Below are 17,511 nucleotides of genomic sequence, written 5' to 3' on the forward strand. Positions count from 1 at the left end.
AGGCTATGAATGCCCATTCTTGTGACTACTTTCCTATGCCTGACCTCATTCCCGAATTTCAGACCTGAATCCTTACGGTAGAAGAAAGCCCACTATTAAAAAAGTGGGAGTGAAATAAGTAAGTGTGAGATCACAACTATTATTTAAGGATAAAATTAAAGTGTCTCAAGATTTATACTGGCTACGTCAAACTCCAAATTGGGTGTGGTATTCTTTTATTCCCTACTTCGGCGGATTGGCGATCGCCTATGCAGGCCAAAAGTCAAATATTCGTAGTTGGATGGGATGGGGTGTTGGCATTACTTTAGCAGCACTAGCGGTATCTTCTTCAACTAATTTGGGTACGATCGTGTGGATTGCTCAAATTGTTACTGCTTTTAGTTTGAAAAAGCGCTATCTCATCAAAACCGCACCCAGAGGTTTACTGGTTCCGGCGAGTGCGACGAATGCCGAAGAATTGGCAAACGTGCGCGGCAAAATAGATATTAATGAGTGTACCAAAGACGATATGGTCAGAATCTTGGGTTTGCCGATCGTCTACGCCAACGATATTGAATCTCTGCAAAACGAAGGCTACATTTTTACCTACGCCGAAGAGTTATCAGAAATAGCAGGAGTTCCCGAAAGTCACGTCAGACGCATCGCCCCGATGATTTGCTTCAGCTACAATTATCAAAAAGAATCGCAGTTTACTTGGAAACGGTTAAATATTCTTTCGCCGGAAGAGTTAATCGCCAGCGGTTTAGATCGATATGTTGCGGAAAAAATAGTTAGAGAAAGGCAGAGAAAAGGCGCTTACAAATCAGTTGTCGAAGTCAAGCGGCGGACGGGACTGCCTTTTGATTCATACCGCCATATTTGTTGATTTACAGTTGTTAAGTAAGTCCAAAGCAAAAAAAACAAACAATAATATGCGATCGAACCTTGTAGGGCCGGGTTAGACCAACAATAATTGCCTAAAACTAATCATCTCGTAAACCCGCCCCGGCCCAACTAAAAAGTATTATGACGACAAAATTAGAAGTAGAACGACAAAAATTGTATGATACAGATTACCTGAGATGGATTGAAACTACTGTGGAAAAGTTGCGGGATCGCGACTATTCAAACATCGACTGGGAAAATCTGATTGCAGAAATAGAAGACATGGGGCGAAGTGAACGCCGGAGTTTAGAGAGTAATCTGGTGGTAATTCTCCTGCACTTGCTTAAGTGGCAATTTCAACCGGATCAAAGAAGCGGTAGTTGGAAAGGCAGCATTGCCGAACATCGCAGACGCATTCGCAAAGCTATCAAAGATTCCCCCAGTCTCAAACCATATCTTGAAGAGGTATTGACTGAATGCTATGCGGATGCAGCAGAACAAGCAATTGCTGAAACTGGATTGCCTGTAGAAACGTTTCCGCAATTATGTATCTACACTTGGGTCGAGGTTCTAGATTCTGAATTTTTGCCAGATTTTCTGGCAGATGAGATGATTCAAGGGTAGTATGGCAAAAAACTCGATCGCCTCCTGGTAATTGACATTCAATGCACCGGCTGGCAAAAATCTCCCCAAGCAGGCGGGCCCAGCAAAATTATTAAAAAAAGTATTTATCCTCTTGACATTTACACAGAATAATGATATTAAAATAAGTTGATGAAACCCGTACTTTTCCCTAGCATTAACTCCAAGACGGGGTAAGTTTTCAAGACGATGCCTTAAATATCAGTGGTATCCTATCAGAATTATTATTGAAACGCAGAACGACACAATAGTAGCAGTACCGCTAACATCACACTTATGTCTGACTCTCCTCCCTCCCCAATCTCCCCAGAATCTGCACCGGAAAGTGCTGCTACCGAAAACCGCAGTTCCAAAACTCGGCAACTGTTGGGCATGAAAGGGGCCGCTAGCGGGGAAACTTCCATCTGGAAGATTCGCTTGCAATTGATGAAACCGATTACCTGGATTCCCCTGATTTGGGGCGTGGTGTGCGGGGCGGCCTCTTCTGGAAACTATGTTTGGAATCTAGAGAATTTCTCGATCGCAGCAGCTTGTATGTTGATGTCAGGGCCGTTGCTGACCGGGTACACTCAAACTTTGAACGATTTTTACGATCGCGAAATCGACGCCATTAACGAGCCCTACCGTCCGATTCCCTCCGGTATCATCTCGATTCCCCAAGTAGTAACGCAAATTTTGGTATTATTAGGCGCTGGCATTGGGGTGGCTTATGCTCTAGACTTGTGGGCGGGTCATGAATTCCCGATAATGACTGTTTTGACTCTCGGCGGCGCGTTTCTAGCTTATATCTACTCTGCGCCCCCGCTGAAACTCAAGCAGAATGGCTGGTTGGGAAATTATGCCCTGGGTGCTAGCTACATTGCCCTGCCTTGGTGGGCGGGTCAAGCTTTGTTTGGTACACTAGATCCGACCATTATGATCTTGACCCTGTTTTACAGTTTGGCTGGGCTGGGAATTGCGATCGTCAATGATTTCAAAAGTGTTGAGGGCGATCGGCAATTAGGGTTAAAATCTTTACCAGTGATGTTTGGCATCAGCACCGCAGCTTGGATTTGCGTTTTGATGATCGACATCTTTCAAGCTGGGATTGCAGGCTATCTGATCAGCATCCACCAAAACCTTTACGCTGTCATTCTGCTGCTGCTGATAATTCCCCAAATTACTTTTCAGGATATGTACTTTTTGCGTAATCCCCTGGAAAATGATGTTAAATATCAGGCAAGTGCTCAGCCTTTCCTGGTTTTGGGTATGCTGGTAGCAGCCTTGGCACTGGGTCATGCGAGTTAAGCAGAGTTTTGAGGTTTGAGTTAAAAAATTTTGAATTCAAAAAATCTAATTCACTTCTCAAAAAAATACCAAGCTCTGCAGCGTTAAGAAAAGTTTTGAATTTTGAGTTTTGAATTAAAAACTTTTTAATTCAAAAAAACTAATTCAAGGCAGCGTGTTATTCAAGAAAAAATGTCGAATTAAAAATTAAGAATTGAAGAAGGCTAGCTTTTTTAATTTTTAATTTTTAATCGGACTTGATGAGGTTTGAAGGTCTGATCGTGGCAGAATTTTTCTCAAATATCAAAGATACATTGAGCAAAGTCACTAACGCAATAAGCGGTAATTCCGATCGAGAACCGCCGAAGGCTGCGAAGGGCAATAAGCTCAACTCGCCGGAATCGGAGGCGGAATTTTCTCCACGGACAAGGGATGAGCGCTCCGAGTATGTGGTATCAGAAGATGCTGCATCTCTAGAAGAGTCAGAATATTTAGACTCAGAATATTTAGACTCAGAATATTTAGAGTCAGAATATTTAGAGCCAGAATACGCTCGATATCCAATAGTCAAACGCAATTGGCAAGGGTTGAAGCGCTTAATTGCTTGGTTGGAAATTGAACCTCAAGTTACCAGCTTGCAAACCAAGGGAAAAGAATTGTTGGGGCCGGGATTAAGTTTGCTGGGAACTAAATCACCCCAAAAATCCGATAGTAGCGAATTGCCGGAAAATAGCGAATCGCAGAACACCCAACTGCAGAGACATACGGAACTACAGGAAATTAGCACACCGCAGGAAAATAGCGCACCGCAGGAAAAAACTAAAAAACGGATCTCCCGCCGCCCTAGATTTTGGATAAGTTTAGGTGTGGTAAGTATAGGCGGGGGCGCTTTAATCTACGGTTTATGGATTTTGTACACCTTAGACAAAGGTTTGCCAGATGTTAACGATTTGTCAGCGTTTAACCGCGACGGAACGCTGACAATTAAGGCAGCAGATAATACGATTTTGTTGCAGTCGGGGCCTGCAACTAGAGATAAACTGAAACTTAAAGAAATTCCCGAACTCTTGGTTCAAGCTTTTATTGCCATAGAAGACCGCCGTTTTTATCAACATCGCGGGGTGGATTATCAAGGTATTGTGCGATCGATTGTTTCTAATTTGATCGCGCGAGATTTAGTGCAGGGCGGCAGTACAATTACGCAACAATTGGCTCGCGTTGTTTTTCTCAATCAGGAAAGAAGTATTAGGCGGAAAGTTCGAGAAGCTCTTTTAGCTCAAAAAATAGAGCGGGAGTTGAGTAAAGAGCAAGTTTTAGAAAGATATTTAAATCTGGTTTATTTGGGTTCAGATGCCTACGGAGTGGCAGATGCAGCGTTGGTTTTCTTTAGCAAAACAGTCGATAAATTAACTTTGGCAGAGATGGCAACTTTAGCGGGTTTGCCCCCGGCACCGAGCGAATATTCGCCTTTGGTTAATCCCGATATTGCTAAGCAACGCCGCAATCTTGTGCTGCAACAAATGCAGGAAGCGAAGGTAATTACAGAGGCTGAGGCGAAGGCGGCGATGGCGGAACCTATCGCCGTTAAACCAAGTCCGCCGAAGCGATTTAAAGTGGTCGCGCCTTATTTTGCTAGTTACATTCGGAAGGAATTGCCACGCTATGTTTCTCAGGATGCTTTGGAAGCTGGCGGTTTGACTGTTGAGACGACGGTGGATTTGAAGTGGCAGAAAATAGCGGAAAAGGTGGTTAAAGATGCGATCGAAGTTGATGGCCGCCGTCAGGGTTTTGAACAGGCCGCTTTAGTTTCTATGGACACTAAGACTGGGGAAGTTAAGGCCCTGGTAGGAGGTGGAAATTTTAAGGAAAGTGAATTTAATCGCGCTACGCAGGCTTTGCGGCAGCCCGGATCGACGTTTAAAGGGTTGGTTTATGCCGCGGCGATGGCGGCTGGTTTTTCTCCCTATGACGGTTACGAAGACGAACCAATTATTATCGACGGCTATCAACCGAATAATTATGGCAAAAAATTTAGCGGTTGGCGATCGATCTCTGATGCTTTGACGCGTTCGGTGAATGTCGTAGCTGTGAAGGTGTTGATGGATGTGGGGTTTGAACCGGCGATCAAAGTAGCCAACGATATGGGAATTAAGTCGAAATTGAGTCCGATTTATTCCCTGGCTTTGGGATCTTCAGAGGTGAATTTGCTGGAGTTAACCAATGCTTACGGTACTTTAGCAGCGCAAGGGAATTTTATTGAAGCCCACGGAATTAAGCGGGTGATTAATCAGCGGGGAGATGTGATTTATCAGGCTAATTTTAAACCGAAGCGGGTTTTGGATAAGGATAGTGCTGCGATTACTACTTGGATGTTGGAGGGTGTTGTGCAAGACGGTACGGGGGGGCCTGCGGCTTTAAACGATCGCGCTGTAGCAGGCAAAACTGGTACTTCGGAAAATGTCCGGGATTTGTGGTTTATTGGTTACATTCCACAGGTTGTGACTGGAGTTTGGCTAGGAAATGATGATAATTATCCCACCTGGGGAACTAGCGGTACGGCGGCCTACAATTGGCGCGATTTTATGAGTCAAATTGTTAAGGGAATGCCGGTAGAGAAGTTTCCTAAGTTGCCGGAGTTGGAGGGCCGCAAAGGCAGTATTAAGGCTAAACCGGTGGAGCCTAAGAGGATTATTCGGGGAATGATTGTGAATGAGGATGGTGCGATCGTACCTTACAATCCCAATCCTCAACCCCGGTATCGCCAGTGGGAAGAGCCTGCTTATCAAGAGCCTGCTTATCAAGAGCCGGGATATTAAGCGGGTTTTACCAACAATTGCCACCCGTAGGGGCGGGTTTCACGAACAATAATCGCCTAAAACCAATAATCTCATAAACCCGCCCTCACCCAACGGCAAATTTCAATATACCTCTCCCATAATTATTGTGGAACAGGCATCCTGCCTGTTCAAAACTGGCTTTTCTGGAGATGTCTAATATCATGTCCGCTCGATTGACCATAATATCCCGGCCGGGCGGGTTTTTGAGATTGTCCATTATTGGCAGATATTATTGGTGAACCCGCCCCTACCTAATTTCGGGCGAAGCGAAGCGGAGGGAATCGACCGGACATGATATAATGTACAAAAAAATCTAATCTCGTTTGATCCGCACCATAAAAAAGCCGTCCATGTGATGTCTGTGCGGCCAAACTTTCACCCATCCTTCGGGTGATGGCTGTACTGGTAAATCAATTGTTGGCGGTTCGATTTGCCAGTGAGGATTGCTGTCTAAGAACGATCGAATAACTGTTTCATTTTCCAAGGGATGAATTGTGCAAGTTGCATACACTAATACGCCGCCGGACTTGACAAATGTCGCTGCATTTGCTAGCAATTCCGATTGCAGTTGAGATTGTTGTTGAATGTTTTCGGGCGTGTGGCGCCAGCGGGCGTCGGCGCGGCGGTGGAGGGTTCCGAGGCCGGAACAAGGTGCGTCTAGTAAAACTCTGTCTGCGAGGTTAACAAACTCTGGGAAATGGCGGCTGTCTCCGGTATGAATTTTAATGGATTTCATCTGGAGTCTGTCTGCATTTTCTTTAAGTTTTTTGAGTCTGCTGGCGGTTTTGTCGCAGGCATAAATAGTGCCTTCATCCTGCATTAATTCGGCGCTGTGGGTGGTTTTTCCCCCCGGCGCGGCGCAGGCGTCGATGATAGTTTCCCCTGGCTGGGGCGCTAGTAAATGGGTGACTAATTGAGCGCTGCTGTCTTGGATTGTCCACCAACCTTCGCTGTATCCGGGGAGGTTTTGAATTGCGCCGATGCTGCCATTTAGTCTTAATGCTTGTGGCAAGTTGGGGATTCTGCTAGTTGAGATGTTTTGGGATTTGAAGGCGGTTTCTATTTGGGCGATCGAGCTTTTTAAAGGATTGATTCTCACGTCAATTGTGGGGGATTGGTTGAACCATTCACATAGTTGTTCTGTTTCCGTTTCGCCTATTTGTTCGATCCACAATTCTATTAGCCATTCGGGGAAGCTGTGCAAAATTCCTAGGCGTTCAACGGGTGATTTATAATTGGTAACTGTTAATGGGTTTAAGTCGTTATCTGTTAAACGGATGTATTGGCGCAACAAACCGTTGACAAAACTGCTGAGTCCTGAAAATCCGTTTTCTTTTGCTAGTTGAACGGTGGTGTTGACGGCGGCGGAGGGGGGAATCTGGTTGAGATATTCGAGTTGATATAACCCTAAATGTAAGATTGTGCGGAGTTCGGGCGGTTGTTGGGAGGATTTCTTTGTCGCTAGTTTGTCGATGATGAAGTCGATCGATCGCATTCTCCTGACGCTACCGTAAACTAATTCTGTGACTAAACGCCGATCGAGGTCGTTGAGTTGAGAATTGCTGAAAGCGCGATCGAGTGCGGCATCTGCGAATGCACCGCGGCGGTGGACTTCGCGGAGTGCGAGAAAAGCTATTTGGCGGGGATTTTGCATGGTTAAGATATGGAGACCTAGAAACCGGGTTTTTTACGATAATACTTCGTTACAGCCCGCAGATTCGGTGAAAAACCCGGTTTCTGACCACCCGTGCGTCCAGGACTCTAAAAGTTTCAAATTTCCTCTGGATTTATCCCCATTTCTCGGAGTTTTTCTGAAAGGCGATCGGCTTTTTGCTGTACTAACTCTTTCTCCTCTCGTTCTTGTTCCATTTGTCTTGATAACTCCACATAAGACAAAAACTTGAGTCCATCGGGACGATAAATTTCTAAATCTCCCGATGCAGTTTCAAAACGTGTCTGCAAACGCGGACTTACCCAACCCTCCATTGATTCAATATAGTTGAGTTCTCCGTCACTTCGCACCCAACCCATTAACTCATTATCCTTTAAATCGTAGAAATAACATTCTTCAACCCCATAATTATCGTAAAACTTAAAAAGCTTAAATATTGTTCCCATGCGGTTGCCAGGGGAAATGATTTCAAAGACAACTTGCGGCGCAATATTATCTTCAAGCCACTGTTGGTAGGAACCTCTGTAACCTTTCGGTCTGCCAAACACTACCATAGTATCAGGTGCTTGGCAAGTTTTGTTATCTCCTTCGACAGGATACCACAGCAAATCACCTGCTACAAAGACATTTTCGTGGTCTTTGAATAAGGCATCTATTCCGCCTTGAATTTTTACTATTAATTGGAACTGTTTGGTGTTGTCAGACATGGGTTTTCCGTCGCTGTCTGGGTAGATGATTTCTGGCAAAGTTTGAGAGGGAATTGTTGTTGTCATGGGGATGACTCCATTGCTAGTAGCATCAATTTCTATTTTAGATCGATTTTATAGGACTTACCCAGGGGGCCCAGAAACCGGGTTTTTCACGAAAAGACTTCGTTGCAATCGGCAGATTAGGTAAAAAACCCGGTTTCTTTGTCGGAGTGCGTAAGTCCTGTTTTACTTATTCGGGTTTTGTTGACACCCATGGTTCTAATACAGCGGCTTCCAGGTTTATAAAGTACACCCCAGAAACCGGGTTTCTTCTGGATTTCTCGCCAGAAACCGGTTTTATTCAAGAAACCCGGTTTCTCTGTACTTCACTTACCTGGAAAGTGCTGTAAATTGCGTTCTTCTATGAGAAGTTCTAGCAAAACTCGTCTGTCGCCCTTTGTTTTCTTAGGAACGCGAATTAAATAACTTACAATTTTAATTGTTATTGTGGGATGGGCGTCCCGCCCGTCCAAAAAGGATGGGCGTCCCGCCCATCCCAATTTCAAGAGTGGAAGTTATTTAATTCTCATTCCTTATAGCGGACAAACGATCGCTATTTTTGATCGACAATTACCCCCTCGGAGTTATCTCCTAGCAGCTTTTCTTGAAGAAGCTCGGTCTACGAAAGGACAAATATACCTAGAAATTATTGATAAAATTGAATGTAGCAAAATATGAGGGATGTAAAAGTAACTGAAGTGACTGGCAATTGTATAGATGCTGAACTTTATACCGACCGTATTGTAATTACAGAACTATGGCCCACAGGTGAAGAAGATGCAGAACCAGAAAGCACGGAGATCCTTTTGACAGAAGCAAAAAGGCTACTGCGGGAGTGGTAAGCAATTTTGAATCTGTGGTGTGAACAGCAGGCACAATAAATCATTAATCAGCAGATTAAGTGGTTCTCAGGCTCTGCCGGGGAACCGATATCACTCTTGAAGAGCCTCGCAAGTCATAGACTCGCGGGAGGCAGAGCCTCCAAATCTGCGTCCCCCGGCAGAGCCGGGGAACAAAAAAAATATAAAAAATCTACTTTAAGATTTGTTACAATACACAAAACTTCATACTTTCCCCAACACTGGATGACCTTTTTCAACGCCTCCGAACCCCTAATCCGCTGCAAACAGGAACATCTCGACGTACAAGACATCGAAGGCCTGTTGCAACTCCGCTGGCAAATTGGAAATATTACTCTTTTCTCAGGATTTTATACCCGCATCGACCAAACTTTTCTGCTTTGGGGTTTGGTGACAGGGGGGATTTTTTTTACGGCTCAGTTTTTCCCCCTCAGTTGGAGCTTTCAGGCGATTTTGTGGTCAACTTTGACTCTAATTGGCACTGCGGTAATGGCCGTTTTGACTTTGTTTTGGGTAAGAGTCGAGCGTGTTAGCTGGATTCTTTACTCTTGGGCGATTTTGATGATAACTGGTTTGGTTCTGACGGATTGCAGTATTTTTGCCGGTTGGGGAGGTTTGTTACTGCACCTTTGCGATTTGTGGTTGGGATTGAGCGCGATCGGCTATTTGTTGACGGGACTCGGTTTGCGATCGCGCACTTTTCTCCTGATTGGACTAACTCATTTATTTAGCATCCCTCTATTAACTTTTGTTGCACCTTGGCAATATCTAACCACAGGCATAATTATGGCCGGCTGTTTGTTGTTATTGTCCGAATTGCAGTGGGATATGCGATCGCCGATCGACAATAGTTTGCTAAGCGCAGAACAGAAAGAATTTAATAGAATTCAACAGCAACTGCGACAGAGTGGCGCGATGGTATCCAAATAAATCACAAATGTAAAGAATTCTGAACGAGTGCTGACACTTTCCACAAATCGTACACAATAGTAAAGATACAGCATCAATAAAAAACAAAGTTTAACCAGAACAGGTGTTTTGCTGTTTTACCTGTGAATCGCCAACTTTAGGGGAACGGTGTCCGGGAGGCGACGGGCTAACAATGCTGTACTTGCGACGAAAAAAGTTAATTCCGGTTGAGAGTAGTTGTTAAAACAAAAAAAGTGGTGCAGGGTTTTTACCGTTTCCCCTGCTTCGCAGTCTCTGAGGAGAGGCTAAACCCTCTACTAGAACAGCCCGACGAGATTGACACAAGTTTTGACAGTTGCTCATGCCGATTTATGAGTTCAGTGTTTAAGAAAATTGAGGAAATGCTCGCTGACGAGCATTGCAGGACTTAGGATTAAATAAGTCCTGCTTTAGTTTGGGAAATTTAAGTTCTGTTTTACTCTGACGTGCGTTTTCGCAATATTTCCCTTACTTCCATTAAAATCTGGCCCAACATATTTTTGCCGCTGCCATCTTTACCGCAACCCCAATAGTAATCAACTGGGGAATTTTCGACTATTTCCTCATCCGCTGTAGCGAGTAAAATTTCTCTAATTTCGGCATGAGTTTCAAATTTTCGGAGTACGGCTTTTCGCATGATATCATCTTTTACTTTTTCCCAATCTTTGCGGAGGGGACGAGAGCGATCGCGCCCCATTTTTGCGGCATCTTTCGGCGTTTTTGCTTGGCGAATTTGGTCGCAATGAGCCGTTTTGGGAAACTTTTGTGCTTGAAAATAATGCTCGGTAGTTGGCCAATATTCTCCGTCTAACTCGAATCCATGACTGGAAAAATTAGAAAAACAGCCGTATTCGCTGGCAGTGGTGTAGAAGTATATAGCCATAAAGTCTGCGATTTCAATTTCGTTAATAATCTTGGTTTATAGTCAGTTTTACCTCTGTGGATTATCCACTATCTTCAACCGCAAATCAATAGTTTCAAGATAGGAACCGATGTAAGACAGCAGGGCATAGATAAATACTATCACCCCTACCATTTCCAAAATTTCCTCAACAGAAGCCAACAAACCGTAGATCAAGTTTCGCTGGCCAACCGCATCTGCATAATAGCCACAAACCATTTCCATGCCAAGTGCTCCACCGACATATATACTGCCTGCCAGTAAAAATAAATCCCTTGTTTTTCGGGGTAGGTGCCGGAGAAACTTGAGATAAGCCAGCGCAGTAACCGCAACAAAAATCGCCCCCGGAATTACCCAAATGAAGTAAAAAATGCCCCCTAAATCCAGTGCTTTTCGCAAGTCGTTAATAATTAATATTTCGTGCAAACTCAAGATTTCATCTAAAGAAAAAAATACAAAGATGAACGCCAGCGCTTTCCAGTGTCCAAAATACCGATCGCCCTCCTTCTTCTTAGCACTAGCAATAATACCTAGCAAAATCGCGCAAAACAGCAAAGTAAATGACGAGTACCACGAAGGATAATTTATTTCTCTGTCTAAGTTAAACAAACTAATCCAGCGTTCTTGATAGTTGAAACCGTACCGCAGAACTTGTACGATGCAACCAGCAACAGCAAAGAAGAGCACCCAAATGCTGAGAGAGAAAGCAACTCTCTTCGGCGAAACAGAAATAATGAATTTCATCAAATTTTTGATAAACTAGAACAAGCAAAATCAAACTATAAAGTAAAAAGTAAAAAATGGCAATAGCGGCGCAATCCGTCCCCTCGGATTTTTATCTACAAAAAATTACCAATCACTGACAATGCACGTTCAAATTGAAACTTTCACTGTCCGCAAGCGGTTTGCCCTTACCATCAGCCGCGGTACAACAACCCAAAGTACGAATTTATGGGTAAAATTAGCACACGAAGGCATCGAAGGTTGGGGAGAAGCATCGCCTTTTTCCACAGGTTCTCGGCCCCAAACTACCGAAATTCTGCTAGCTGCATTGCAGGAAGTTGCACCGCTGCTAGAAAAGTTTACTCCGTTCGATCGCCAAAAAATCGAACAAGTATTAACAGAGGTCAACTTACCCTCAGCCGCCCGCGCCGGCATCGACATGGCAATGCACGACTGGCTGGGCAAAAAAGCAGGCTTGCCCCTGTGGAAAATGTGGGGATTAGATCGATCGGGCATCGTCCCCACCTCCGTCACAATCGGCATTAATTCGCCGAGGAGTGCAAGAGAAAGAGTGCGCGATTGGTTTGGTAAAGATGCGACAGATCCAGCAAGCATCAAATACCGCGCCGTTAAGGTTAAATTAGGAAATCCCGCAGGAATCGAAGCCGACAAAGCTATGTTAATAGCAGTGCTAGAGGAAGCACCACCTAACCTTAAAATCAGTGTAGATGCTAACGGCGGTTGGAGTTTAAAAGATGCAGCCGAGATGTGTCACTGGCTGGAAAGATACAAGATAAATTATGTTGAACAGCCGCTTTCACCCCTCGCAGATATGGATGAGTTCTCAGAACTGTACCGTCAATCGCCCCTGCCAATTTTTGCTGATGAAAGTTGCTTTAATAGTTCCGATATACCCAAGCTAGCGCACTGCGTTCACGGCATCAATATCAAAATGATGAAGTCAGGCGGATTGACTGAAGCAATGCGGATGATTCACACAGCCAAAGCCTGCAATTTGCAAGTAATGTTCGGCTGCTATTCAGATAGCGCGATCGCAAATACAGCAGCAGCACAACTTTCACCGCTAGCTGACTATTTGGATTTGGACAGTCACTTAAATTTATTAGACGATCCTTTCACCGGTGCGATCGTCGAAAATGGGTGTTTGTTGCCAAACGGGCGATCGGGATTGGGAGTGCAGCGAATGAAGATTGTAGAATAGAAGTATCGCTCAAGATAAATCTGGAGATAGTATGATACCAGTAGAATCAATAGGACAGGGAATTGATAGAGAAGCCAAACTTTTTTTTGAAGAACATAAACCACCGACTGATTTAATTTTTGATGATGGTGCAGAAATGGAAAGCAACCGCCACCGTATAGCAATGACCGTTTTAATCCGTTCCGTAGAACAAGGTTTAGCTAACCGGAACGATTTTTTTGTCGGTGGCAATATGTTTATTTATTACAGCGCTAAACAGATTCGCAATCAGGATTTCCGAGGCCCGGATTTTTTCGCTGTGTTGGGTGTTGACAGCAATACTTCCCGACAAGGCTGGGTACTTTGGGAAGAAAACGGACGTTACCCGGATGTCATTGTGGAACTGCTATCGCCGTCAACGGCAAATCAGGATACAGGGAAAAAAAAGGATATTTACGAGCAGGTTTTTAGAACTCCTGATTACTTTGTTTTCGATCCTTTCGAGCCCAATTCTTTGCAAGGATGGCGTTTAGATTCCAACCTGCGCTATCAGCAGTTAGTACCCAACGAACAGGGTTGGCTGTGGTGCGAAACGTTAGGTTTTTGGTTGGGCACATGGGAAGGAATTGTCGATCGAGAAACTGCGACTTGGGTGCGTTTTTTCGATGAATCTGGCAATTTAGTTTTGTTGCCGGAGGAAGCCGCTCAACAACAAGCCGAAGCCGCTCAACAACAAGCGGAACAGGAACGCCAGCGAGCCTCGCGACTAGAGGCCAGATTGCGAGAATTGGGAGAAGATCCGAATGATCTTACCATGAACCCAAATCACAGCTAACACCCAATCGATTTTAGATTTTAGATTTTAGATTTTAGATTGAAGCTAAAATCTAAAATCGCCCGTCTCAAAAGTGAACCAATGACTAAAAATTATTCGATCAAAAATGGTAAAGTTGCAATCCTGCTGCACGAGGGAATTCTCGGCCATTCCGGCAAAACAGGTTTAGCATTTTTGCGCTACAGCGAAGCACAAACTGTAGCAGTAATAGACAGCCAATGTGCCGGACAATCTTTACCTGAATTAACTGGCATTCCTCAACAAGTACCGATAGTTGCTTCCGTTGCAGAAGCACTGCAATTTGCGCCGGATATTCTGTTAATTGGTATCGCTCCTTCCGGCGGTGTTTTGCCGGCAGAATGGCTGCCAGAAATTAATCAAGCGGTAGCAGCGGGTTTGTCCGTTGTCAACGGTTTGCACGCGAAACTTGCACCTTTGGTAACAGTTCCATTAACCGAAAATCAATGGATTTGGGACGTGCGTCAGGAACCGAAATCTGTCGGTGCGATCGCCTCTGCTGCTGCGGCTAAATTAAGTTGTCGCCGCGTATTAACTGTCGGCACAGATATGAGCGTTGGCAAAATGTCAACCAGTCTGGAACTCAATCGCACTTGCTTGCAGCGGGGTTTGCGTTCCAAATTTTTGGCAACCGGACAAACTGGTTTAATGATCGGAAATGAAGGCCTTCCTTTGGATGCAGTGCGAGTTGATTTCGCCGCTGGTGCTGTCGAACAAATGGCGATAAAATTGGGTTCTGAATGCGATATTCTGCACGTAGAAGGGCAAGGTTCGCTATTGCATCCCGGTTCGACGGCGACTCTGCCGCTGCTGCGGGGTTCGCAGCCAACTCACTTAATTTTAGCGCACAGAGCCGGACAAACTAGCATTCGCAATCACCCGCACGTATCGATTCCCAGGTTATCAAAAGTGGTGGAATTGTACGAAATGGTAGCTGCGGCTGCGGGTGCTTTTGCAGGGGGAAAAGTGAGCGCGATCGCCCTCAACACTCATCACTTAAATGAGGCAGATGCGCTGTTAGCAATAGCTGAAGTTCAAGCAGAAACGGGATTGCCTTGTACCGATCCGGTAAGGTTTGGCGCGGAGGTTTTGTGGGAGGCGATCGACAATTAGTATGCTACAATAAATTTCAATTGAAGATGCAAAGCCATGACACAATCAATTCAAGCAAAAACACTGACTCTGCACGATGTCAAAACAAAATTTAACTTCCAACTTTGTGAAGACGAGCAATTTTTCCGGGAGTGGATGGACGATTTACCAGAAATTACAGATGAAGAAAAGCGATATCTTGACAAAGTAAAGGCTGGCTATACTAACAGTGCCGACCACTCCATGATAGAAGATACCGTAAAAATGGTGGTACTTGCTCCCTTGCTATTTTTAGCAGATTTATACCTGAATCCCTTTCATATAGAAGCAGAAAAATCGGTGGAACTTGTCACCGTGGATGAAGGTATACTTGTCAGGGGAAGTATTGATGTTCTGCTTTTAATTGAATCTTTTTGGGTAGTTGCGATCGAAGCGAAGCGAGCACAATATTCCGTTGAAGCTGGACTTCCTCAGTTACTATTTTATATGCTGAATGACCCCAGTCCAGAACAAGTAACATTTGGGCTTCTGACAAATGGCAGCAGCTTTCGATTTATCAAAGTGACCAAACAAGGCACACCGCAGTATGGCGTGTCTAAACTTTTCGATATTGGGAGTCCAGGAAACGAACTTTACGAAGTCTTTCGCATTTTGAAGCGGCTAGCTGGTATAATTTCCAGTAACACCTCTTATACTTAAATACATAATAAGGCTGTTGAGAACTCAAACTAAACGAGACAGCCAACAAAAATCACAATGAATGAAAATTCTTTGGAGTTGCAGTCAGGATTCGTCCTCCGCCCGGCCTCAGAGCAAGATATGAGGTCAATTAGAATCTTAGTTTGGGGCGCCAAACTCGATCCAACTCAGTTGCGCTGGGAGCAATTCTGGGTCATCGAATGCGAGGGAAAATTGGCAGCTTGCGGACAGTTGCGGAACTTTGCGGGCGCGCAAGAATTGGGCAGTTTGGTGGTGGCGAAAGATTGGCGCGATCGAGGTTTGGGAAGCTACCTCACAAAATATTTAATTCAACAAGCTACAGAACCGCTATATTTAGAATGTTTGGGAAAGCGACTCGCATCATTTTATACTCGCTTTGGCTTCACAGAAGTTTCCGTACAAGATTTGCCGCAGTCGCTTAAATTCAAGTTCGGTTTGTCTCAATTAGCTAAAACTTTATTCAAAATTCCTGTAAGAATTATGCAGTATCAAGCAGGTTGTCTGTAATTATGACTTTTATGAATTTAAGATTCTGAATTTATGAATGGATTTTAAGTTCGACCTGTTCAATAATTGGATAACAGGGTGCGATCGACCTGCATCGATCAAAAACTCCTACCGCCTCCTGATATCTGCGTCAGTCTCGATCGCCTATTGTCTATGCCTAAATAGGTAGGTACACCTCAATATCGCATGGGGAGGGTGGGTGAGTTGCCAAGTTTACTTGCTTATATCATTGATCCGCTTACGGGCCCCTAATGGCGCACTGGCTGTCAGAAACCGGGTTTTTAGAGGTTTGGTGCGTCAGTTACGGACTAGATATTTATGGATATTCCTGATTGGGCGATCGAGAAGGCGTAAGTTCATAATTCACTGTTTGCGGTAGTCCAGTTAGCTAAATTGGCACAGCTACCAGCCTGATATTTAGGCAGAAACCCTTGCAAAATCGTTGTTTGCAGGTTAACCAGTGTCATGTGCCAGTACCAGACTCGGAAAGTGGACTGGCGATCGCACCAAAGATATTGGACTCCTGGCAAATTAGTAAGTGTAAAGCAAGTGAGTCACAACCCAATCAAAAAACTCAACCCCAAAATTCAAGCCAAAAATAAAACATTTTCACAGCAGCAGTAATGCGGAATCAGACAATCTCTAATGTAGCTAACCACATCTACCCTTAAGGTAAATCCCACCAACTGCTCAACCACTAAATCCTTAATTCAATACCTCGGAATTACTGGATTTAGACTCCCCGCAACCGCTTCTCAAATCCCCTCAACATTTCAAAAATTATTTGCCTTTTATCCTGATAAAAGCACGGAAGGCAAGAACAATGAAATATCAAGGCAATCAATCAATCTTAACCGAGGAAATGCAGCCTCTCAAATAGCATAAACCGACAATTACACATCCCCATATATTTTAACACAACAGGAGTAAATATCATGTTCAACGTAGTAAAAGCTTTCGGCTCGATTTTCTCTACCCAAGGATACAGCACAGCTAACAATATGCTCATCAAAAATTACATCAACACCAATTTTAACTACTTCAACGAAGAAGCAGTAGTTGATGAATCTATTTACCCGAATCAAACAGGTCGCGTCCGCTTTCAAGGTAGCTGGTGGCCCGCACGGTGCGATCGCCAAATCACCCTCACACCGGGAGACACCGTTTATGTCATCGGCGTTGACAACATCACTCTGTTAGTTTCCCTCGCTCCCGCAGACTAAATCAGAGCATGAACAACCTGGTAATCAATTTTAACCAGGAAATGCTAGTTTTCAAAGAACACAAAATCGGCGATTAAACTTCGATATATTTTAACACAAAAGGAGTCAACAAAATGTTTAACGTAGTAAAAGCTTTCGGTTCTATTTTTTCTCTTCACACCTACAGCACAGAAAACAATCTCTTAATGGATAACTACATCAACACCAATTTTAACTATTTCAACGAAGAAGCTGTCGTCGATGAATCGATTTACCCGAATCAAACTGGTCGCGTCCGCTTCCAAGGTAGCTGGTGGCCCGCACGGTGCGATCGCCAAATCACCCTCACACCCGGAGACACCGTTTATGTCATCGGCGTTGACAACATCACTCTGTTAGTTTCCCTGGCTCCTGCAGACTAAACTAGAACTCGATCCAAACTGCCTAACTTTTCACACCCAAATCTGATTTCGG

The 17,511-nt window shown here is 44.3% G+C and carries 17 protein-coding genes; 12 read left to right on the top strand and 5 right to left on the bottom strand.

What is annotated here, in order from left to right:
- The first annotated feature begins 160 nt into the window (after positions 1–160).
- The 4 genes from QUB39_RS11795 (at position 161) to QUB39_RS11810 (ending at position 5,588) form a co-directional block, all read left to right on the top strand.
- Positions 161–865: a helix-hairpin-helix domain-containing protein gene (locus QUB39_RS11795; RefSeq protein WP_333209923.1), complete on the top strand. Its 705-nt coding sequence runs from the start codon at positions 161–163 to the stop codon at positions 863–865.
- Positions 866–1,005: 140 nt separating this feature from the next.
- Positions 1,006–1,488: a DUF29 domain-containing protein gene (locus tag QUB39_RS11800; protein ID WP_333051598.1), complete on the top strand. Its 483-nt coding sequence runs from the start codon at positions 1,006–1,008 to the stop codon at positions 1,486–1,488.
- A gap of 294 nt (positions 1,489–1,782) precedes the next feature.
- On the top strand, positions 1,783–2,793 hold the full coding sequence (chlG, locus tag QUB39_RS11805; protein WP_333209922.1) for a chlorophyll synthase ChlG: 1,011 nt from the start codon (positions 1,783–1,785) through the stop codon (positions 2,791–2,793).
- Between the two features lie 239 nt (positions 2,794–3,032).
- Complete coding sequence (locus QUB39_RS11810) at positions 3,033–5,588, top strand: penicillin-binding protein 1A (protein WP_333209920.1); 2,556 nt, start codon at positions 3,033–3,035, stop codon at positions 5,586–5,588.
- A gap of 334 nt (positions 5,589–5,922) precedes the next feature.
- On the opposite strand, the gene QUB39_RS11815 is transcribed toward QUB39_RS11810, so the two are convergent.
- From QUB39_RS11815 to QUB39_RS11825, 3 genes are all read right to left on the bottom strand, one after another.
- On the bottom strand, positions 5,923–7,263 hold the full coding sequence (locus tag QUB39_RS11815) for a 16S rRNA (cytosine(967)-C(5))-methyltransferase (RefSeq protein ID WP_333209919.1): 1,341 nt from the start codon (positions 7,261–7,263) through the stop codon (positions 5,923–5,925).
- Positions 7,264–7,379: 116 nt separating this feature from the next.
- On the bottom strand, positions 7,380–8,054 hold the full coding sequence (locus QUB39_RS11820) for a Uma2 family endonuclease (protein WP_333051608.1): 675 nt from the start codon (positions 8,052–8,054) through the stop codon (positions 7,380–7,382).
- Between the two features lie 302 nt (positions 8,055–8,356).
- On the bottom strand, positions 8,357–8,536 hold the full coding sequence (locus QUB39_RS11825) for a hypothetical protein (protein WP_333209917.1): 180 nt from the start codon (positions 8,534–8,536) through the stop codon (positions 8,357–8,359).
- A 579-nt stretch (positions 8,537–9,115) separates the two neighbouring features.
- Here QUB39_RS11825 and QUB39_RS11830 point away from each other — a divergent pair.
- Positions 9,116–9,820, top strand: coding sequence for a hypothetical protein (locus QUB39_RS11830; RefSeq protein WP_333051610.1), 705 nt, complete (start codon positions 9,116–9,118; stop codon positions 9,818–9,820).
- Between the two features lie 454 nt (positions 9,821–10,274).
- Here the strand turns inward: QUB39_RS11830 and QUB39_RS11835 are convergent, their stop codons facing one another.
- Both QUB39_RS11835 and QUB39_RS11840 read right to left on the bottom strand, forming a co-directional pair.
- The gene (locus tag QUB39_RS11835) at positions 10,275–10,721 is read right to left on the bottom strand and encodes an NADAR family protein (RefSeq protein WP_333209916.1); all 447 of its coding nucleotides are present in this window, start codon (positions 10,719–10,721) and stop codon (positions 10,275–10,277) included.
- 48 nt (positions 10,722–10,769) lie between these two features.
- Positions 10,770–11,483 (bottom strand): hypothetical protein, encoded by a 714-nt coding sequence (locus tag QUB39_RS11840; RefSeq protein ID WP_333051615.1) that lies wholly within the window; start codon positions 11,481–11,483, stop codon positions 10,770–10,772.
- Positions 11,484–11,604: 121 nt separating this feature from the next.
- Here QUB39_RS11840 and QUB39_RS11845 point away from each other — a divergent pair, with 121 nt between their 5' ends.
- The 7 genes from QUB39_RS11845 (at position 11,605) to QUB39_RS11875 (ending at position 17,459) form a co-directional block, all read left to right on the top strand.
- Positions 11,605–12,684, top strand: coding sequence for a dipeptide epimerase (locus QUB39_RS11845; RefSeq protein WP_333209914.1), 1,080 nt, complete (start codon positions 11,605–11,607; stop codon positions 12,682–12,684).
- 31 nt (positions 12,685–12,715) lie between these two features.
- The gene (locus tag QUB39_RS11850; protein ID WP_333209913.1) at positions 12,716–13,498 is read left to right on the top strand and encodes a Uma2 family endonuclease; all 783 of its coding nucleotides are present in this window, start codon (positions 12,716–12,718) and stop codon (positions 13,496–13,498) included.
- Between the two features lie 81 nt (positions 13,499–13,579).
- A complete protein-coding gene (locus QUB39_RS11855; RefSeq protein WP_333209912.1) occupies positions 13,580–14,629 on the top strand; it encodes a DUF1611 domain-containing protein in 1,050 nt (349 codons plus the stop codon).
- Positions 14,630–14,665: 36 nt separating this feature from the next.
- On the top strand, positions 14,666–15,307 hold the full coding sequence (locus QUB39_RS11860) for a type I restriction endonuclease (RefSeq protein ID WP_333209910.1): 642 nt from the start codon (positions 14,666–14,668) through the stop codon (positions 15,305–15,307).
- A 57-nt stretch (positions 15,308–15,364) separates the two neighbouring features.
- A complete protein-coding gene (locus tag QUB39_RS11865; protein ID WP_333051627.1) occupies positions 15,365–15,835 on the top strand; it encodes a GNAT family N-acetyltransferase in 471 nt (156 codons plus the stop codon).
- A 935-nt stretch (positions 15,836–16,770) separates the two neighbouring features.
- Complete coding sequence (locus QUB39_RS11870) at positions 16,771–17,058, top strand: NfeD family protein (protein WP_172191372.1); 288 nt, start codon at positions 16,771–16,773, stop codon at positions 17,056–17,058.
- Between the two features lie 113 nt (positions 17,059–17,171).
- Positions 17,172–17,459 carry an NfeD family protein gene (locus tag QUB39_RS11875; protein ID WP_333051632.1) on the top strand — a complete coding sequence of 96 codons (288 nt, stop codon included), beginning with the start codon at positions 17,172–17,174 and terminating at the stop codon, positions 17,457–17,459.
- The last annotated feature ends 52 nt before the right edge of the window (positions 17,460–17,511 follow it).

It is taken from the genome of Microcoleus sp. AT8-B5, assembly GCF_036705565.1.
In the GTDB taxonomy this organism is placed as follows: domain Bacteria; phylum Cyanobacteriota; class Cyanobacteriia; order Cyanobacteriales; family Microcoleaceae; genus Microcoleus.

Excerpts from the sequence above, each read along its gene's own strand:
- QUB39_RS11840 (WP_333051615.1), bottom strand. The coding sequence starts at position 11,483 with ATGAAATTCATTATTTCTGTTTCGCCGAAGAGAGTTGCTTTCTCTCTC.
- QUB39_RS11845 (WP_333209914.1), top strand. The coding sequence starts at position 11,605 with ATGCACGTTCAAATTGAAACTTTCACTGTCCGCAAGCGGTTTGCCCTT.
- QUB39_RS11800 (WP_333051598.1), top strand. The coding sequence starts at position 1,006 with ATGACGACAAAATTAGAAGTAGAACGACAAAAATTGTATGATACAGAT.
- QUB39_RS11830 (WP_333051610.1), top strand. The coding sequence starts at position 9,116 with ATGACCTTTTTCAACGCCTCCGAACCCCTAATCCGCTGCAAACAGGAA.
- QUB39_RS11870 (WP_172191372.1), top strand. The coding sequence starts at position 16,771 with ATGTTCAACGTAGTAAAAGCTTTCGGCTCGATTTTCTCTACCCAAGGA.
- QUB39_RS11860 (WP_333209910.1), top strand. The coding sequence starts at position 14,666 with ATGACACAATCAATTCAAGCAAAAACACTGACTCTGCACGATGTCAAA.
- QUB39_RS11810 (WP_333209920.1), top strand. The coding sequence starts at position 3,033 with ATGAGGTTTGAAGGTCTGATCGTGGCAGAATTTTTCTCAAATATCAAA.
- QUB39_RS11855 (WP_333209912.1), top strand. The coding sequence starts at position 13,580 with ATGACTAAAAATTATTCGATCAAAAATGGTAAAGTTGCAATCCTGCTG.
- chlG (WP_333209922.1), top strand. The coding sequence starts at position 1,783 with ATGTCTGACTCTCCTCCCTCCCCAATCTCCCCAGAATCTGCACCGGAA.
- QUB39_RS11850 (WP_333209913.1), top strand. The coding sequence starts at position 12,716 with ATGATACCAGTAGAATCAATAGGACAGGGAATTGATAGAGAAGCCAAA.
- QUB39_RS11875 (WP_333051632.1), top strand. The coding sequence starts at position 17,172 with ATGTTTAACGTAGTAAAAGCTTTCGGTTCTATTTTTTCTCTTCACACC.
- QUB39_RS11835 (WP_333209916.1), bottom strand. The coding sequence starts at position 10,721 with ATGGCTATATACTTCTACACCACTGCCAGCGAATACGGCTGTTTTTCT.
- QUB39_RS11865 (WP_333051627.1), top strand. The coding sequence starts at position 15,365 with ATGAATGAAAATTCTTTGGAGTTGCAGTCAGGATTCGTCCTCCGCCCG.
- QUB39_RS11820 (WP_333051608.1), bottom strand. The coding sequence starts at position 8,054 with ATGACAACAACAATTCCCTCTCAAACTTTGCCAGAAATCATCTACCCA.
- QUB39_RS11815 (WP_333209919.1), bottom strand. The coding sequence starts at position 7,263 with ATGCAAAATCCCCGCCAAATAGCTTTTCTCGCACTCCGCGAAGTCCAC.